Raw genomic sequence first — 16057 nt, forward strand, 5'->3', positions numbered from 1 at the left:
TTTCCGAACCGCGACGCCTCGAGTGTCGCCGCGCCCGGAGCCGTTTGCTCAGGCGCAGAGGCGGCTGACCGTTGCCGACCGGCGCGCGCCCCGCAGGGCCTCTTCACGCCCCTGCCGGCGGGCTTCGGCGACGATGACGGCAATGGTCTCGGTGATGATGCGGCTGCAGTCCGGCGACATGGCCGGCAACAGGAAAGCTGGGTCTGTGGCTTGCATGCGCGCGAGGGTCGTGCCAAGCAGCGCCCCCCATTCCTCCGGCGTTCGTGCCATGGAATTCCCCTTTGAAGCGTTCGTTTTATTGGCTGATTTATGCGCTTATGTGGACATGAAAGCACATCCTAATACATAAATCCACAAAAATGTGGGAAGTTGCGAGAATAACGCACAAACTCAAAACGTTAAGCATCGCAAATCCAAGCGATGCGGCGCATCTTCCGGTCAGCTGAGCGAATTTGCCATAATGACGGTGACAGAATAGTGAGCTGGCGGAACAACCTGCGTCCGATTTTTTATAATGAATCCATATGATTGAATTGGACCGGCTCGCCAGTGACTTTGGTTGACGGCCACGACGACGCGTGCCGGCAACGAAAGTCGGACGGAAGTGAATGAAACCCACATCGACGAGGGAATAAGTGGATTGGCAATTGGAGGCAAATCGCCGCCCGCTCAGCGGGTTTGCGCTGCCGGCGGCTCCGCCTGCTCGAACACCGGCGCCGCGCCCGGGCCCGCGCCGATCCGCTGCTGCTCCGGCGTCAGCGTCAGAAGGTCGATCGGCGTCGCGACGGTGGTGGCCGCGATCCGGCCAATGCCGCCCGCGGTGCCGGCGACCACGGCGGTGATCCCCTCCCCGAGCGAAACGTCGGAATCCGTCAGCGTCTGGCCGTTCACCAGCCGATTGCCGATCAGCTTGACGATTTCAGGGCTCTCGGCGAACTTGCCGTGGTTGAGACGGTCCTCCGACTGCACCTTGGTCAGGTCGACGACCGTAATCCCGGCCTTTTCGAACTGTGCGCGGTAGGGCTCGTCGGCCGGGTTGATCTGCCCGAGCCGCTGAATGTCGCCGGAAATGAAGCGCGATAGCGCCAGCGCCCGATCGTCCTGCGAGACGAAGATGGTGATGTTCGGCTTCGTGTCCCCGAGGTCCGACCATTGGCGCGCGAACACGTCGACATCGATGTCGGGCGAGGCCAGCACGACGTTCTCGATCTTCGGCGCAACCCGGCCGTCGCGGATCGCCATCTGCCGCAGCGCCTCCATCGCCAGCCAGGTGCCCATCGAATGGGCCAGGATGGTGACGTCCTTGACCCCTTTCTCGGCAGACAGCACGTGCAGCAACCGTTCCAGCCCGCTGCGGGAATAGTTCGTGCTTTCCTTGTCGTAATTGTAGTCAAACACCCGGGCGCGCGAGGGCCAGGTAAACAGGATCGGCGTCACATCCGCATCGGAATCGTGAACGATCTGCGCAAACCGGAAGACCGCGTCCTCGTAGCGGTTGTTGAAGCCGTGCACGAAAACCATGACGTGGCCGTCCCTGTTGTGCACGCGGAACCAGTCTTCCCCGCTGTCGATCGATTCCAGCTGCTCGACCTTCGTCACCGCGAAGTCGGTCTCCGGGTTGGGGGGCAGCTGTTTCGGCCACTGCACGCTTCCCACCTGACGCTGGCTGTCGGGCGGGACCGAGACCGTCAGCGCCGTCAGAAACGGACGGGCGCTGCGCTCGCCGGAAAACAGGGTATTGGGGTCGCCGGAGGGCAGGCGCGTGGTGGCGACGAGCATGTCGACCGGGGTCGCGCCGGGGACGGGCTTCGTCACCGCGACCGGCGCCATGTATCCCTTCTTGCCGCCGCAGGCCGCAAGCGCCACCGAAAGCGAAAGAACCAACGCAATACGCCAACCGGTTCGCATTCCGGCGCACCCTCTTCGCATTGCCGCACTTGGCGGCGTCCGGACAGACGAGCCGCCCCGATTTTCCCTGGGACGATCCTCATTCGTTACGGAAGCTTTAACGGGCGGGGCGGCGGCAGGCAATCGCTTATCGCCGCGCAACAGATATGTGACGAAAACCGGGCGACCGGCTGAGGCGTTGCGGCCACAGGTCGGCGCGTCAATGCGGCGCGTGCGGCTGAGCCCGTCCGCGCATTTCGGCAGCGAGATCGCGCGCGGCGAGGTCGAGCATGCGATGCGAGCAGGCACGCGCCGTCTCCCGGTCGCGCTGGCGCAGCGCCTCGACCAGTTCCAGATGGACCTGGACGGCCTCGTCGCGGGCTGCCGCGGCGGTATTGGAGCATTGCAGCGAATAGGTCAACGCGGCATGGATAATGCCGGACAGCTGGCGGAAGACCTGGTTGTGACTGGCCCTGAGCAGGATCTCGTGGAACTCGACGTCGGCACTGGTGAAGACGTCGGCGTCGCCTCCGGCGTCGCGCATCTTCAGCCATGCGCTCTCGAGGCTGGCGACCTCCTCGGTGCTGGCGCGCTCGGCAGCCAGCGCCGCCGCCACCGGCTCGACCGTGCGACGCGTTTCCAGGATGCAGCCGAGAAGGTCGAGATTGTGGATGCGCGGCCCCATCCATTCGAGAATCTGTGGATCAAGGATGTTCCATTCCGCCTTCTCGCAGATGACCGTGCCGATGCGCGGCCGGCTGAACACCAGCCCCTTGGTCGCGAGGACCTTGAGCGATTCCCGCACCACCGTCCGGCTGACGCCGTAGAGGGCGCACAGGTCGCTCTCCTTCGGCAGCACGCTGCCGACCGGATAGCGGTCCGAGCAGATGTCGAGGCCGATGGCCATCGTCACGTTCTTCTGGACGCGCGGGCGCTTGACCGGCGGGCCCGCCAAGGCCCGCTTGCTGCTGGTGCCTTCCAACGTTTCCTCCCATCGCCCTTCCGGCCCTGCGACCGTCCGGCGTTTCAGGACCTGAGATGATGCCACCTTAATCATACCCGCTCAAGGATATGTCCGACGAATGCCGGGCCAGGTGCCCCAACTCCGCAGGCTTGCACGAAAGCCGAGCCCCGTTCAATTGACTTTTGCAGACATTGTGCATAACTGCGGCAATCCCTGCCGCAGGAGTCCGCGATGCTCGCCGAAATGCCCGCCGTCCTCGTCCTCAACCCCAAAGACAACGTCGGCGTCGTGCCCGCCAATGTCGACGCGGGCCGACCGCTCGTGAACGGCGTCGTCGCCGCCGAGCGCATCCCGCGCGGCCACAAGGTGGCGATCGCGCCGATCGCCGAGGGCACACCGGTGCTCAAATACGGCCAGATCATCGGCTACGCGACCCGGGCCATAGATCCCGGCGAGCACGTCCATCTGCAGAATCTCGCAATCCAGGACGTTGCGCTGAAGCACGAGTTTTGCATCGACAACGTCCCGCCGCTGATGGTGCCGGAGGCCGACCGCCGCTCCTTCGACGGTTACGACCGCGGCAACGGCCGCATCGGCACGCGCAACTACATCGGCATCCTGTCGACGGTGAACTGTTCCGCCACCGTCTCGCGCTACGTCGCTGAGCATTACGCCCGCAAGTTCCGCGAGGCCGGACACGACAACATCGACGGCGTGGTGGCGCTCACCTATGGCGGCGGCTGCGCGCTGAACCTGAAATCCGAGGGCGGGCGCATCCTCACCCGCACCTTCAAGGGCTATGCGAGGAACCCCAACTTCGGCGGCATCCTGATGATCGGGCTCGGCTGCGAGACCTTCCAGTACGGTCCGCTGGTCGAGGAGGCGGGCCTCGAGGAGGGCAAGACCTTCCGCACGATGATGATCCAGAACCAGGGTGGCACGCGCAAGACGATCGAAGCGGCCTGCGAGATGATCGACGACATGCTGCCGGACGTGGGCGCAATCCGGCGCACGCCGCAACCGCTGTCCGGCATCCGGCTGGCGCTCGAATGCGGCGGCTCGGACGGTTATTCCGGCATCTCCGCCAACCCGGCGCTCGGCATCGCCTCCGACCTGCTCGTCAGGGAAGGTGCGACGACCGTGCTGTCGGAAACGCCGGAGATCTACGGCGCCGAGCACCTGCTCACCCGCCGCGCCGCCCGTCCGGAAGTGGCCGAAAAGCTGCTGTCGCGGATCGACTGGTGGCGCGACTACACGGCGAAGAACGACGCGGAGCTGAACAACAATCCCTCGCACGGCAACAAGGCCGGCGGCCTGACCACGATCCTGGAAAAATCGCTCGGCGCCGTCGCCAAGGGCGGCTCGATGCCGCTCAGCGCCGTCTACGAATATGCCGAGGAGGTGACGGAGCGCGGCTTCGTCTTCATGGACACGCCCGGCTACGACCCCGCCGCCGTCACCGGCCAGATCGCCGGAGGCTGCAACCTCGTCGCCTTCACCACCGGCCGCGGCTCGGTCTCCGGCTACAAGCCGGCCCCCTGCATCAAGATCGCCACCAACACGCCGATGTACGAGCACATCAAGGACGACATGGACATCAACTGCGGCACCATCGTCGACGGCACCGAAACAATCGAACAGGCCGGCCGCCGCATCTTCGAATTCGTCATCGCGACCGCGTCGGGCCAGAAGACCGCCAGCGAGGCTTTCGACTACGGCGACAACGAGTTCGTGCCGTGGCAGGTGGGCGCGATTACCTAAGAAGCGCCGGATCGCAAGCTCCCGGCGCCCTGCTGCTGACCCGGACCACCGCCCGGGGCTACGGGCGGGGTTGACAGGTCGCGCGGCCGGGCGTTCCGTGGTTGAGGTCTTGAGCCCCGTCATGGGCTGAAGATCTCACCGGAGGGAGGACGACCATGCCGACCATCATTGCCCACCACAACATTACCAAGGGCGCGGAACATTGGCTCAACTCGCCGAAACGCGACGCGTTCTTTGGCCAGCTTGGCATCTCGGGCATTCGCACCTTCGTTGATCCCCAGAACCCGACCCGGGTGGCGCTGATCATGGACGTTCCGGACATGGACGCACTCGCAAAGGCGATGGAAAGCCCGGCCGCCGCAGACGCGATGGCCCATGACGGCGTCGTGCCGGAATCCGTGGTGATACTGGTCGAGTCGTAAGGGGGCACGCACCTCGCGGGCGCCGGGGGTGCCGCCGTGCGGGTGAAGCCGGCGGGCGGGGATCTGCCGTTGGCCCTACCCCACCTCGCCCGCATAGCCCGGCACATGCGGCCGGTGCGTCGCTCGAAACTGCGCCACCCGCCCGATCACCTTCGGCAGCGACACCGCGATGTGGTGCCGCAGCGCCGCTGCCGCGCCCTCGATGTCGCCGGCCTCCAGCGCGGCGAACACGACGAGGTGTTCGGCGATGAAGGGCTCGTCCTTCGGCATGGCGTGCGACACGCCCATGATGTGCTTTGAGACGTTGAGCATGAAGCGGGCGCGGCGCAGCGCGATCACGATCTCGCGGTTGGGGCAGTGGCCGAGCAGGGTGATGTGCAGGTCAGTCTCCATGCCGTCCATCTCCTCGATCGAGAGATCGGGATAGCCGGCAAGCGCACGTTTCAGCCGCACCGTCATTGCCGTGCGCTCGTCTTCCGGCATGAAGGGAAAGGCCTGTGTCAGCGCCACCGGCTCCAGCGCCACGCGGATGTCGTGCAGGTCGCGCATGCGCTTGTCGTCGAGCGGTACGACCGTCCAGCGCATGCGATCGTCCTTCTCGACGATGCCGAGGCTTTCCAGCCGCGTCAGCGCGTCGCGCGCCACCTGCCGGCCGACGCCCTTGGCGCGCGCCAGTTCCACCTCGTTGATGCGGTGGCGACCGAAGACGGACAGGTGCACCATTTCCCGCTCCAGCCCCTCGTAGATCGCCTCCCAGGCCGGCGCTTTGCGCAGCGCCGGCGCATCCGAGCCGTCGCCAACCATCTCCGGCGTCAGCGCGATCCGGAGCGGCGCGCCCTTGCCGGGCCCGACGATGAAGCCGCGCCCCTCGAAGCGACGAATCGCCCCGGCCGCCTCCAGAAGTGCGAAGGCCTGGCGCACCGGCGTGCGCGTCGAGGAAAAGACGGCGGCGACAGCGCCTTCGAGCAGCAACGTCCGTTTCGGCAGCCGCTCCGAAACGATTGCCTCGGCAAGCGCGTCGCGGATGCGCAGGTAGAGGGGGCCGGTGTCCGTCGCTTCCGCGCTCGCTGCCCGTTGCCTTGCCATGCGCCTGCCCATCCTCGTTGCGGCACGGACAGTCGCACAAATGGTTCGTGCCGACAACGGTCATTGCCACCGGCGCCGCGCGCCGGTCCGCGACAGAAAATTCCACGCCGACCGGCAAAAAGTGACATTCCTTTCGTGACGCGGCGGGTGATTTGCGGTAGGGAACGCCTGACAACGGCAGGTTCGGCCCATCACGCCGCCGATCCCTGCGCGACTGGAAGTGAGGACCCATCGATGCCAGCCTATCGCTCCCGTACCACCACCCACGGCCGCAACATGGCCGGCGCCCGCGGCCTGTGGCGCGCAACCGGCATGAAGGACAGCGATTTCGGCAAGCCGATCATTGCGGTGGTCAACTCGTTCACACAGTTCGTGCCCGGCCACGTCCACCTGAAGGACCTCGGCCAGTTGGTCGCCCGCGAGATCGAGGCGGCCGGCGGCGTCGCCAAGGAATTCAACACGATCGCCGTCGACGACGGCATCGCCATGGGCCATGACGGCATGCTCTATTCGCTGCCGAGCCGCGAGATCATCGCCGACAGCGTCGAATACATGGTCAACGCGCACTGCGCCGATGCCATGGTCTGCATCTCCAACTGCGACAAGATCACCCCCGGCATGCTGAATGCCGCCATGCGCCTGAACATCCCGGCCGTGTTCGTCTCGGGCGGGCCGATGGAGGCCGGCAAGGTCGTCCTGCACGGCAAGACGCACGCGCTCGACCTGGTCGATGCGATGGTCGCCGCCGCCGACGACAAGGTCTCCGACGAGGACGTCAAGGTGATCGAGCGCTCGGCCTGCCCGACCTGCGGCTCGTGCTCCGGCATGTTCACCGCCAACTCGATGAACTGTCTGACCGAGGCCCTCGGCCTGTCCTTACCCGGCAACGGCTCGACGCTCGCCACCCACGCCGACCGCAAGCGCCTGTTCGTCGAGGCCGGCCACCTGATCGTCGACCTCGCCCGGCGCTACTACGAGCAGGAGGACGCGAGCGTGCTGCCGCGTGCGATCGCCAACAAGAGGGCCTTCGAGAACGCGATGTCGCTCGACATCGCCATGGGCGGCTCGACCAATACGGTGCTGCACATCCTCGCCGCGGCCTACGAGGGCGGGATCGACTTCACCCTCGACGACATCGACCGGCTGTCGCGCCAGGTACCGTGCCTGTCCAAGGTTGCTCCCGCCAAGAACGACGTGCACATGGAAGACGTGCACCGCGCCGGCGGCATCATGCGCATCCTCGGGGAACTCGAGCGCGGCGGCCTGATCCACCGCGACAGCCCGACGGTGCATGCCGCAACGCTTGGCGACGCCATCGACCGCTGGGACATCACCCGCACCGGCAGCGACACCGTGCGCACCTTCTTCCGCGCCGCTCCGGGCGGCATCCCGACCCAGGTCGCCTTCAGCCAGGAGGCCCGCTGGGACGAGCTCGACACCGACGGCGAGAACGGCGTCATCCGCTCGGTCGAGCATCCCTTCTCCAAGGATGGCGGCCTTGCCGTGCTGAAGGGCAACATCGCGCTCGACGGCTGCATCGTGAAGACCGCCGGCGTCGATGAATCGATCCTGAAGTTCACCGGCCCCGCCGTCGTGTACGAAAGCCAGGACGCGGCCGTGAAGGGCATTCTCGCTGGCGAGGTCAAGGCCGGCGACGTCGTCGTCATCCGCTATGAGGGCCCCAAGGGCGGCCCCGGTATGCAGGAGATGCTCTACCCAACGAGCTACCTGAAGTCGAAGGGCCTGGGCAAGGCGTGCGCGCTCGTCACCGACGGCCGCTTCTCCGGCGGCACTTCGGGGCTGTCGATCGGCCACGCCTCGCCGGAAGCGGCCAATGGCGGCACGATCGGGCTGGTGCGCCAGGGCGACGTCATCGAAATCGATATTCCGAACCGCACGATCAACCTGGCGGTCTCCGAAGCCGAACTCGCCGAGCGCCGTGCCGAGCAGGACAGGCTTGGCTGGAAGCCGGCGCAGCCGCGCAAGCGCAACGTCACGACGGCGCTGAAGGCCTACGCCGCCTTTGCCTCCTCCGCCGACCTCGGCGCGGTGCGCATCCTGCCGGAATGATCGCCTTGCGGCTCAGGCCGGCAGCCTGCGCCTGAGCCGCAAGCCATCGCGCATGTTCAGCGCCATCAGCGCGATGTTGACCGCGCCGGCGCCAAGCTCGAGCGCCTGTACCGCATAGAATGTCGTGCCGAAATCGCCGGCGGCGGCCAGATGGCGCAGATAGAGCGCGCACGGGACGAGCACCAGCAGGCCGTTCAGCGCAATGACCGGCATGCGGCGCCTCTTGGCCGCGACGGCGGGATGCCTCCAGCGTGCCGCCAGCCGGAACCCGCTGAAGCCGGTCAGGGCGAGCGCCGGCACCAGCACCGGCAGCCCCCAGGGGATAACAAGCTTGACGGCGCGGACAAGTGCCGTTGTCCCCAGCAGTTCGCTCACGACCGTCGACAGCCAGAAGGCGAGGATGATCGCCAGGGCCAACACACCGAAAACCGGGTGAAGCGTTCGCATCGAGGTTTCCTCCAGCATCAGCCGGGCCGGGCCTGTGCGCCCAGCGCGGCGCAGAGTTGTTCCAGCGCTTGCGTTGCGGCCAGCAGCCGCGCCTCGTCCATCCCCTCTGCCAGTCGCGATGCGAGCGCGTTCCATTCCTGCATGATCCCGGCATAGGCCGAGGCCCCTCGCTGCGACAGCCAGACCAGCCGTGCCCGCTTGTGGTGAGGGTTGACCGTGAGCGCGACCATGCCCTGCCGGCCGAGTTCGTCCACCAACCGCTGGACCGACTGCCGCGCAAGGCCCATGTTGCGGGCGATCTGCGAGACCGTCAGCGGCTGCCCGGCCAGGGCCATGGCGCCCATCACCTGCCAGCGGGCGCTGGAGAGGTCGAAGGGTGCGGTCAGCACGTCGCCGGCCGCAATCAGCGCGCCGTTGGCCCGAAAGACGGCAAGGGCGAGCCCGGTCACCTGCTCCGACACGTTGTTCATGACGGAATTCTTTCATTTTGACAGCAGACTGTCAATTAGCGAGGACGAAAGGAAGCGCTTACCCGCCCATTTATCTACCGTGCAATGTCGGAAATCGTCCGCATGAAACGTCTATCAGACATGCGGCCGGTGGAACGATCGCTCGGCTGCATTTTTGACATGACCGTCAAACGTTGATATCAACTTAAACTGGCGAAACGCCTGTAAGGGAGGAGTTGCGAGCATGGGACCGGAACACGAAATCGTCTCCCGCGAGGAGTGGCTCAAGGCGCGCACGGCGCTGCTGGCCATGGAAAAGGAGGAAACGAAGCTGCGCGACAAGCTGCGTGCGGCGCGGCTGGACTTGCCCTGGGTCCGGGTCGACAAAACCTACACGTTCGACACACCGGACGGAAGGAAGACGTTGGCCGAACTGTTCGACGGCCGCAGCCAGCTGATGGTCTACCACTTCATGTTCGGCCCCGACTGGGAAGCCGGCTGCCCCGGCTGCTCCTTCATGGCCGATCACATCGACGGCACGCTGCCGCACCTGAACCACCACGATGTCACCTTCGCCTGCGTCTCGCGCGCCCCGCTCGCGAAGATCGCCGCCTACAAGCAGCGCATGGGTTGGAAGTTCCCGTGGTATTCCTCCCAAGGCAGCGACTTCAACTTCGACTACCACGTCTCCTTCACCAAAGAGCAGCTCGCGCGCGGCAAGGTTTTCTACAACTACCGCGAGACAGCGTCCGAGGACGCCCATGACGAACTGCCGGGGATGAGCGCGTTTTTCAAGGACGAGGACGGCGCCGTCTACCACACCTATTCCGACTATGCGCGCGGCGGCGAGGACGCGCTCGCCACGCTGATGATCCTCGACCGCGCTCCGAAGGGACGAAACGAGACCGGCACGCTCAGCTTCGTCAAACGGCACGACGAATATGCGGACGCTCCGAAGGCGAAGGTGCAGAGCGGCTAGCCCTCGCCCGGCCAGGCCACGGCCATCCGATTGACTGTGGCCACCGCCGCTCTACCTAACCCCTTCCCGTTGCGGACCCTTCGTGGAGAAACCCGATGACAAACAATGGCAAATTCGTCTGGTACGAACTGATGACCACGGACGTCGACGGCGCCGAGCGCTTCTACAGGTCCGTTGTCGGCTGGACCGCCAAGGATGCCGGCATGCCGGACATGCACTACACCCTCTTCTCTGCCGGCGACCGCATGGTCGCAGGACTGATGGCGATGCCGAAGGAGGCCGAGGGCATGCCGCCCGGCTGGATCGGCTACATCTATGCCGAAGATGTCGATGCGACGGCGAAGGACGTCGCAGGCAAGGGCGGCAAGGTGCATCGTCAGCCGGACGATATCCCGGGTGTCGGCCGGTTCGCCGTCGTCGCCGACCCGCACGGCGCTGTGTTCTGCCTGTTCAGCTCCAGCGATGAAGGCCAGCCCGACGCCGACCAGATGGCACCCGGCCAGGTCGGCTGGCACGAATTGATGGCCGGCGACCTCGACAGCGCCTGGACGTTCTATGCCGCCCTGTTCGGTTGGGAGAAGGACCAGGCGCTCGACATGGGCGAGATGGGCATCTACCAGCTCTTCAAGATCAACGGCGAGACCCGCGGCGGCATGATGACGAAGCCGAAGGACCTGCCGGCCCCGCCCTACTGGGGCTATTACTTCAACGTCGACGCCATCGATTCGGCGGTCGAGCGCGTCACCGCCGGCGGCGGCAAGGTCGTGATGGGACCGATGGAGGTGCCCGGCGGCGCCTGGATCATCAACGGCGTCGATCCGCAGGGCGGCCATTTCGCCCTCGTGGCGCCCAAGCGCTGATGCTGCTGCGCCCCTGCCGGTCGGGGCTTGCAATCCGTCATCGCGTTGCACAAACTCCCCTCGTTGGTGGCAGCGCGCCACTTCGAGGGGAAGCCAGCGCCGATGGCGATCCAGGCCGGCATTTTCGGGCTGATCCACAGCCATGCCGTTGCCCGTTCGGGCGGGCCGACCTATGACATCCCAATGAATGGAGTCCGCGCGGGTGCCGGGACGGTCCAGGACCGCCCGCGACCGGCGCAAGCCGACCGATGGGAGCGCAGGACGTGAAGGCGGGAGCAGCCGAGGCAGAACAGGGCGTCAAGGCCAAAAGGGCGGAGGGGTTGGCGAATTATGCGCCGTTGCCGGGTATCGCCGACGAGATGATCGCCGCCGACGGCTCCGTCCGCCCGGTCTGGCGCAATCTGCTGGCGGCGCTGGGCCGGATGGACGAGGCCGAACTCGCCAACCGCTTTCTCCGAGCCGACCGCTACCTGCGCGACGCCGGCGTCTTCTACCGGGCCTATGACGGCAAGGATGCAGCCGGCGAGCGGGGTTGGCCGCTGTCGCATATCCCGGTGCTGATCGACGAGGCCGAATGGGACGCCCTGTCGCGCGGCCTGGTGCAGCGGGCGGAGCTTCTGGAGAAGGTCGTCGCCGACATCTACGGCGACAACAGGCTGGTGGCCGAAGGACTGCTGCCGCCAGCGCTTGTTGCCGGCAATGCCGAGTTCCTGCGACCGATGGTGGGCGCAAAGCCGGCGGACGGCCATTTCCTCCACTTCTGTTCCTTCGAGGTCGGCCGCGGCCCGGACGGCAACTGGTGGCTGCTGTCCGACCGTACCGAGGCGCCCTCCGGCGCCGGCTTTGCGGTCGAAAACCGCGTCGCCACCGCACGCGCCTTTTCCGACCTCTACGCCGAAACCCACGTGCACCGGCTGGCCGGTTTCTTCGGCGCCTTCCGCGACGCACTGCTCGCCGGCCGGCAATATGGCGATGATCGCATCGCCGTCCTGTCGCCGGGAACCGCCAACGAAACCTATTTCGAACACGCCTACATAGCCCGCTACCTCGGCTTCCAGTTGCTCGAGGGCGAGGACCTCACCGTCGTCGACGGCAAGGTGATGGTGCGCACCGTCGCCGGGCTGAAACCGGTTAGCGTGCTCTGGCGACGCCTCGATTCGAGCTTCGCCGATCCGCTGGAGCTGAACCAGCAGAGTCATATCGGCACGCCCGGCATCGTCGAGGCGCTGCGCGAGGGGTCGGTGCGTATCGTCAACGCGCTCGGCTCGGGCATTCTCGAGACCCGCGCCATGCTCGCCTTCCTGCCGAGGATTTGCCAGCACCTGACAGGCGAGGACCCCCTCCTGCCGAGCATCGCCACCTGGTGGTGCGGCCAGGCGGCGGAGCGTGACCACGTCGCCGCCAATCTCGAGCGGATGGTGATCGGCCCGGCCTACTCCACCCGCCCCTTTTTCGACGACAACGGCCAGTCCCGGCTCGGCTCCGTGTTGCTCGAGGACGCCTCGCTATCGGTTCCCGACTGGCTGGCCGCCAACGGCGCGAGACTGGTCGGCCAGGAGGCGGTCACCCTGTCGACGACGCCGGCCGTCGTTGCAGGCCGGCTCGTGCCACGGCCGATGAGCCTGCGCGTCTTTGCCGCCCGCACACGGGACGGCTGGCAGATCATGCCGGGGGGCTTCGCCCGCATCAGCTCCGGCAGCGACGTGTCGGCGATCGCAATGCAGCAGGGCGGCTCGGCCGCCGACGTCTGGATCGTCAGCAACCGCCCGGTCGAACGCACCACGTTGCTGCCCCACGACGAGGATTTCACCCGCAACATGCCGGGCAGCCTCCCGAGCCGCGCCGCCGACAACCTGTTCTGGCTCGGCCGCTACATCGAGCGCGCCGAAGGGGCGCTGCGCATCCTGCGCGCCTGGCATGGGCGCTTCGCGGAGTATGCCGACCCGGACCAGCCGTTGCTGAGGGACGTCGCCGACTATCTCCTGGCGCTCGACGTCGACATTTCCGAGCCGGTTCCATTCAGCCTGATCCGCAACATCGACAGCGCCGTCGTCAGCGCCGGCAACATCCGCGACCGCTTCTCTCCGGACGGCTGGCTCGCGCTCATCGACCTGTCGAAGTCGGCGCGGCGCTTCCATTCCAGCGTCCTGCCCGGCGACGACGCCACCCGCGCCATGACGGTGCTGCTGCGCAAGGTTGCCGGCTTCGCCGGGCTTGTGCACGAGAACATGTACCGCTTCACCGGCTGGCGCTTCCTGTCGGTCGGACGCTATCTCGAGCGTGGCCTGCACATGACACGGCTGATGCGGCACCTCGCCGGCGAGGACGCCCCTGACGGCGCGCTCGACATGCTGCTCGAGATCGGCGACAGCGTCATGACCCACCGCCGTCGCTACAACGTCGCCACCGCCCGCCTGACCGTCACCGACCTGCTGACCCTCGACCCGCTCAACCCGCGCTCGATCCTCTACCAGCTCAACGAGATCAAGACCGAGGTGGAGCAACTGCCCAATGCCTATTCCAACGGGCAGATGTCGCCGTTCTATCGAGAGGCGATGCGCCTGCATGCGGGCCTTGCCGTGATGACGCCGGAGGCGATGACGCCGGCGGCCTACCAGCGCCTCGAGAACGAGCTGTGGAAGCTCTCCGAAATCCTGGCCGAAACCTATCTCAACTGAGACGGCGGACCATGCTCTACGACATCAGCCTCCGCATCGCCTACCACTACGACGCCCCCGTCTCCGGCGGCCGCCACGCGGTTCGCGTCCTGCCGCGCTCCATCGCCGGGCGCCAGCGCCTGGTGGCAGGCACGGTCGACGTTCGCCCCCATCCCGTCGAGCGGACCGGTCTTGTCGACTTCTTTGAAAACACCGCGAGCACGATCCTGTTCCGCAACGCGCACCAGCAACTGGAAATCGAAATGCAGGCGCGCGTGCAGGTGGAGCACCCGCATCCGACCTCCGATTGCTCGCCGCGGCTCGACGCCCTGTCGCGCGAGCTTGCCGCCCACTGGTCGCTCGACCCGGCCTCGCCCCACCATTTTGCCGGCCCCAGCCCGCGGCTTCCCGACTGCGCCGACATTGCGGAATACGCGCGCTCGATAGCGCGGCCCGGCATGACCGTGCGCGAGATCGCGGGCGCGATCTGCGAGCGCATCCACAAGGACTTCGCCTACGATGCCGACGCAACGGCGGTCGACACGCCGCCGCAAGAGGCTTTCCGCCTGAAGCGCGGGGTCTGTCAGGACTTCGCCCACGTGATGATCGTCGCCCTGCGCTCGCTCGGGGTTCCGGCCGGCTATGTCAGCGGCTTCCTGCGCACGATCCCCCCGCCCGGGCAGGACCGGCTGGAAGGGGCGGACGCCATGCACGCCTGGGTGCGGGTCTGGTGCGGCCGCGTCGACGGCTGGATCGAACTCGATCCGACCAACGACATTCCCGCCGGCCTGGACCATATCGTCATCGGCTACGGCCGCGACTACGCCGACGTCGCGCCGGTGATCGGCATCGTCAAGAGCTATGGCCGGCAACAGACGACCCAGGCCGTGGACGTCGTACCGGTTCGCAAGCCCGCCTAGCCGCCTTTGGCCATTTCGTCGGCGAGTCCCATTTGGGCACAACCAAAATCGCGAACAAAGGCCTGAAAATCCAAGATCGGCACGCTTTCGATCGAATTTTAGTGTTTGCCGAAACGCGAAGGTAAATTTTCCCGGTTACCGTCTCCCCCACATTATGACGATGGGGTGTAAACAGATGAAACTGGCAACCGAAAAGCAGGGTCTTCTTACCCGCCTGTCAAAGGATCGGCAGGGTAACTTCGCGTTTATCACAGCGCTGCTGTTGCCGGTGCTTCTCGGCGCCGGCGGCATCACGATCGATGTCACCAAAATGATCATGAACAAGTCCCGCCTGCAGGACGCCTCGGATTCGGCGGCTCTCGCGGCAGCCTCGGCGCTCGCCAACGACGGCTACAGCATCGAGGACGCCAAGCTGCTGGCGCTGCAGTTGCTCAAGCAGCAGATGGCGGAAGGCAACAGCATCGACGAGGACGAAAGCGGCAACGACACCGACGATCCGAACTCGTTCGACGACACCGTCATCGACATCCAGCAGCTCGCGACGGTCGGCACCGGCAAGCGGTGGGACATCTCCGTCTCGGCCAGCTACACCATGTCGCTGAACCCGTTGACGAAGCTTCTGGTCAAGGACAAGGCGACGCTGACTGCCAAGACGGCTGCCGAAAGCGCGACCGAATCCAAGAATGCGCTGTCGATGTTCCTGGTGGTCGACCGCTCCGGCTCGATGTCGTTCAAGACCGACGAGATCTTGAGCAAGACAATCTCATGCAAGAACTGGACGGACGACAACTGGCTGAAGAGCTGGGTCAAACCGGAGACGCCCTGCTATGTGCGGAAGATCGGCGCACTGAAGCTGGCGGTCGCCAGCCTCATGACCGAACTGAACAAGGCCACGGCCGATTCGCCGGTCAAGCTGGTGCGGACCGCCGCCGTCTCCTACAACGACAAGATGCAGACGGAGACGTCGCTGGCCTGGGGCACGACGGCCGCGCTCGCCTATGTCAACGCCCTGCCGGACGAACCGACCGGCGGCACGGACTCGCACGGCGCGTTCCAGAAGGCCTACGACAAGCTGGTGCCGTCGAACAGTACCAACGAGACGGAAAATCCCGCGCACAAGCAGGAGAACGGCCAGGTGCCGACCAAGTACATCGTCTTCATGACCGACGGCAACAACACCGCCTACAACGGCAGTTCCTCGACGTCGAACGGCAAGAAGGCCGACACCGACACCAAGACCTACTGCGACAAGGCGCGTGCCTCCAAGGTGCAGGTCTACACCGTGGCCTTCATGGCGCCGACGAACGGGCAGAACCTTCTGAAGTACTGCGCGACGACGGAAGAAAACTACTACGAGGCCGAGGACATGGACCAGCTCGTCCAGGCGTTCAAGGCGATCGGCGAGAAGGCCACCGCCCAGATCGCCCGCCTAACGCACTGACAGGGCCGGCTCCGGCCGGACCGAAGCAAAGCCCGCTGCGCCCGCACGCAGCGGGCTTTGCCTATTTCTTAAGCAGAAACATTGCGCTGCTTGCATAGCTCCTCCTACAAGAAC

At 66.0% G+C, this 16057-nt stretch carries 14 protein-coding genes; 8 read left to right on the plus strand and 6 right to left on the minus strand.

Annotated elements, in window-relative coordinates; translation table 11 throughout:
* Positions 1-48: 48 nt before the first annotated feature.
* The 3 genes from ACXAGF_RS15645 to ACXAGF_RS15655 form a co-directional block, all read right to left on the minus strand.
* Positions 49-270 carry a hypothetical protein gene (locus tag ACXAGF_RS15645; protein ID WP_475018302.1) on the minus strand — a complete coding sequence of 74 codons (222 nt, stop codon included), beginning with the start codon at positions 268-270 and terminating at the stop codon, positions 49-51.
* A gap of 399 nt (positions 271-669) precedes the next feature.
* Entirely contained in the window at positions 670-1929 is a 1260-nt protein-coding gene (locus ACXAGF_RS15650) for an alpha/beta hydrolase (protein ID WP_475018303.1), read from the minus strand.
* 178 nt (positions 1930-2107) lie between these two features.
* A complete protein-coding gene (locus ACXAGF_RS15655; protein WP_475018304.1) occupies positions 2108-2869 on the minus strand; it encodes a FadR/GntR family transcriptional regulator in 762 nt (253 codons plus the stop codon).
* Between the two features lie 213 nt (positions 2870-3082).
* Here ACXAGF_RS15655 and ACXAGF_RS15660 point away from each other — a divergent pair, with 213 nt between their 5' ends.
* The gene (locus ACXAGF_RS15660) at positions 3083-4612 is read left to right on the plus strand and encodes a UxaA family hydrolase (RefSeq protein ID WP_475018305.1); all 1530 of its coding nucleotides are present in this window, start codon (positions 3083-3085) and stop codon (positions 4610-4612) included.
* 155 nt (positions 4613-4767) lie between these two features.
* Complete coding sequence (locus ACXAGF_RS15665) at positions 4768-5034, plus strand: hypothetical protein (RefSeq protein WP_475018306.1); 267 nt, start codon at positions 4768-4770, stop codon at positions 5032-5034.
* A gap of 75 nt (positions 5035-5109) precedes the next feature.
* Here ACXAGF_RS15665 and ACXAGF_RS15670 read toward each other — a convergent pair whose 3' ends face one another.
* Positions 5110-6120, minus strand: a complete 1011-nt coding sequence (locus tag ACXAGF_RS15670) for a GntR family transcriptional regulator (RefSeq protein WP_475018307.1) — start codon at positions 6118-6120, stop codon at positions 5110-5112.
* A 234-nt stretch (positions 6121-6354) separates the two neighbouring features.
* On the opposite strand from ACXAGF_RS15670, the gene ilvD reads away from it, so the two are divergent.
* Entirely contained in the window at positions 6355-8190 is a 1836-nt protein-coding gene (gene ilvD, locus ACXAGF_RS15675) for a dihydroxy-acid dehydratase (RefSeq protein ID WP_475018308.1), read from the plus strand.
* Between the two features lie 12 nt (positions 8191-8202).
* On the opposite strand, the gene ACXAGF_RS15680 is transcribed toward ilvD, so the two are convergent.
* The gene (locus ACXAGF_RS15680; protein WP_475018309.1) at positions 8203-8637 is read right to left on the minus strand and encodes a hypothetical protein; all 435 of its coding nucleotides are present in this window, start codon (positions 8635-8637) and stop codon (positions 8203-8205) included.
* 17 nt (positions 8638-8654) lie between these two features.
* On the minus strand, positions 8655-9107 hold the full coding sequence (locus tag ACXAGF_RS15685; protein ID WP_475018310.1) for a MarR family winged helix-turn-helix transcriptional regulator: 453 nt from the start codon (positions 9105-9107) through the stop codon (positions 8655-8657).
* A gap of 223 nt (positions 9108-9330) precedes the next feature.
* Here ACXAGF_RS15685 and ACXAGF_RS15690 point away from each other — a divergent pair, with 223 nt between their 5' ends.
* The 5 genes from ACXAGF_RS15690 to ACXAGF_RS15710 all read left to right on the plus strand — a co-directional run bounded on the left by ACXAGF_RS15690 (position 9331) and on the right by ACXAGF_RS15710 (position 15943).
* A complete protein-coding gene (locus ACXAGF_RS15690) occupies positions 9331-10065 on the plus strand; it encodes a DUF899 domain-containing protein (protein ID WP_475018311.1) in 735 nt (244 codons plus the stop codon).
* Positions 10066-10160: 95 nt separating this feature from the next.
* Positions 10161-10925: a VOC family protein gene (locus ACXAGF_RS15695; protein WP_475018312.1), complete on the plus strand. Its 765-nt coding sequence runs from the start codon at positions 10161-10163 to the stop codon at positions 10923-10925.
* 320 nt (positions 10926-11245) lie between these two features.
* Positions 11246-13603: a circularly permuted type 2 ATP-grasp protein gene (locus ACXAGF_RS15700; RefSeq protein WP_475019318.1), complete on the plus strand. Its 2358-nt coding sequence runs from the start codon at positions 11246-11248 to the stop codon at positions 13601-13603.
* A gap of 11 nt (positions 13604-13614) precedes the next feature.
* The gene (locus ACXAGF_RS15705; protein ID WP_475018313.1) at positions 13615-14502 is read left to right on the plus strand and encodes a transglutaminase family protein; all 888 of its coding nucleotides are present in this window, start codon (positions 13615-13617) and stop codon (positions 14500-14502) included.
* 175 nt (positions 14503-14677) lie between these two features.
* Positions 14678-15943 carry a pilus assembly protein TadG-related protein gene (locus ACXAGF_RS15710; protein WP_475018314.1) on the plus strand — a complete coding sequence of 422 codons (1266 nt, stop codon included), beginning with the start codon at positions 14678-14680 and terminating at the stop codon, positions 15941-15943.
* Positions 15944-16057 lie beyond the last annotated feature (114 nt).

The sequence above is a fragment of the Mycoplana sp. ABR4_002 genome (assembly GCF_056159645.1).

Bases quoted from the DNA above. Each gene is read 5' to 3' on its own strand.
- ACXAGF_RS15705 (WP_475018313.1), top strand. From the start codon at position 13,615: ATGCTCTACGACATCAGCCTCCGCATCGCCTACCACTACGACGCCCCC.
- ACXAGF_RS15650 (WP_475018303.1), bottom strand. From the start codon at position 1,929: ATGCGAAGAGGGTGCGCCGGAATGCGAACCGGTTGGCGTATTGCGTTG.
- ACXAGF_RS15695 (WP_475018312.1), top strand. From the start codon at position 10,161: ATGACAAACAATGGCAAATTCGTCTGGTACGAACTGATGACCACGGAC.
- ACXAGF_RS15660 (WP_475018305.1), top strand. From the start codon at position 3,083: ATGCTCGCCGAAATGCCCGCCGTCCTCGTCCTCAACCCCAAAGACAAC.
- ilvD (WP_475018308.1), top strand. From the start codon at position 6,355: ATGCCAGCCTATCGCTCCCGTACCACCACCCACGGCCGCAACATGGCC.
- ACXAGF_RS15670 (WP_475018307.1), bottom strand. From the start codon at position 6,120: ATGGCAAGGCAACGGGCAGCGAGCGCGGAAGCGACGGACACCGGCCCC.
- ACXAGF_RS15710 (WP_475018314.1), top strand. From the start codon at position 14,678: ATGAAACTGGCAACCGAAAAGCAGGGTCTTCTTACCCGCCTGTCAAAG.
- ACXAGF_RS15665 (WP_475018306.1), top strand. From the start codon at position 4,768: ATGCCGACCATCATTGCCCACCACAACATTACCAAGGGCGCGGAACAT.
- ACXAGF_RS15690 (WP_475018311.1), top strand. From the start codon at position 9,331: ATGGGACCGGAACACGAAATCGTCTCCCGCGAGGAGTGGCTCAAGGCG.
- ACXAGF_RS15685 (WP_475018310.1), bottom strand. From the start codon at position 9,107: ATGAACAACGTGTCGGAGCAGGTGACCGGGCTCGCCCTTGCCGTCTTT.
- ACXAGF_RS15680 (WP_475018309.1), bottom strand. From the start codon at position 8,637: ATGCGAACGCTTCACCCGGTTTTCGGTGTGTTGGCCCTGGCGATCATC.
- ACXAGF_RS15645 (WP_475018302.1), bottom strand. From the start codon at position 270: ATGGCACGAACGCCGGAGGAATGGGGGGCGCTGCTTGGCACGACCCTC.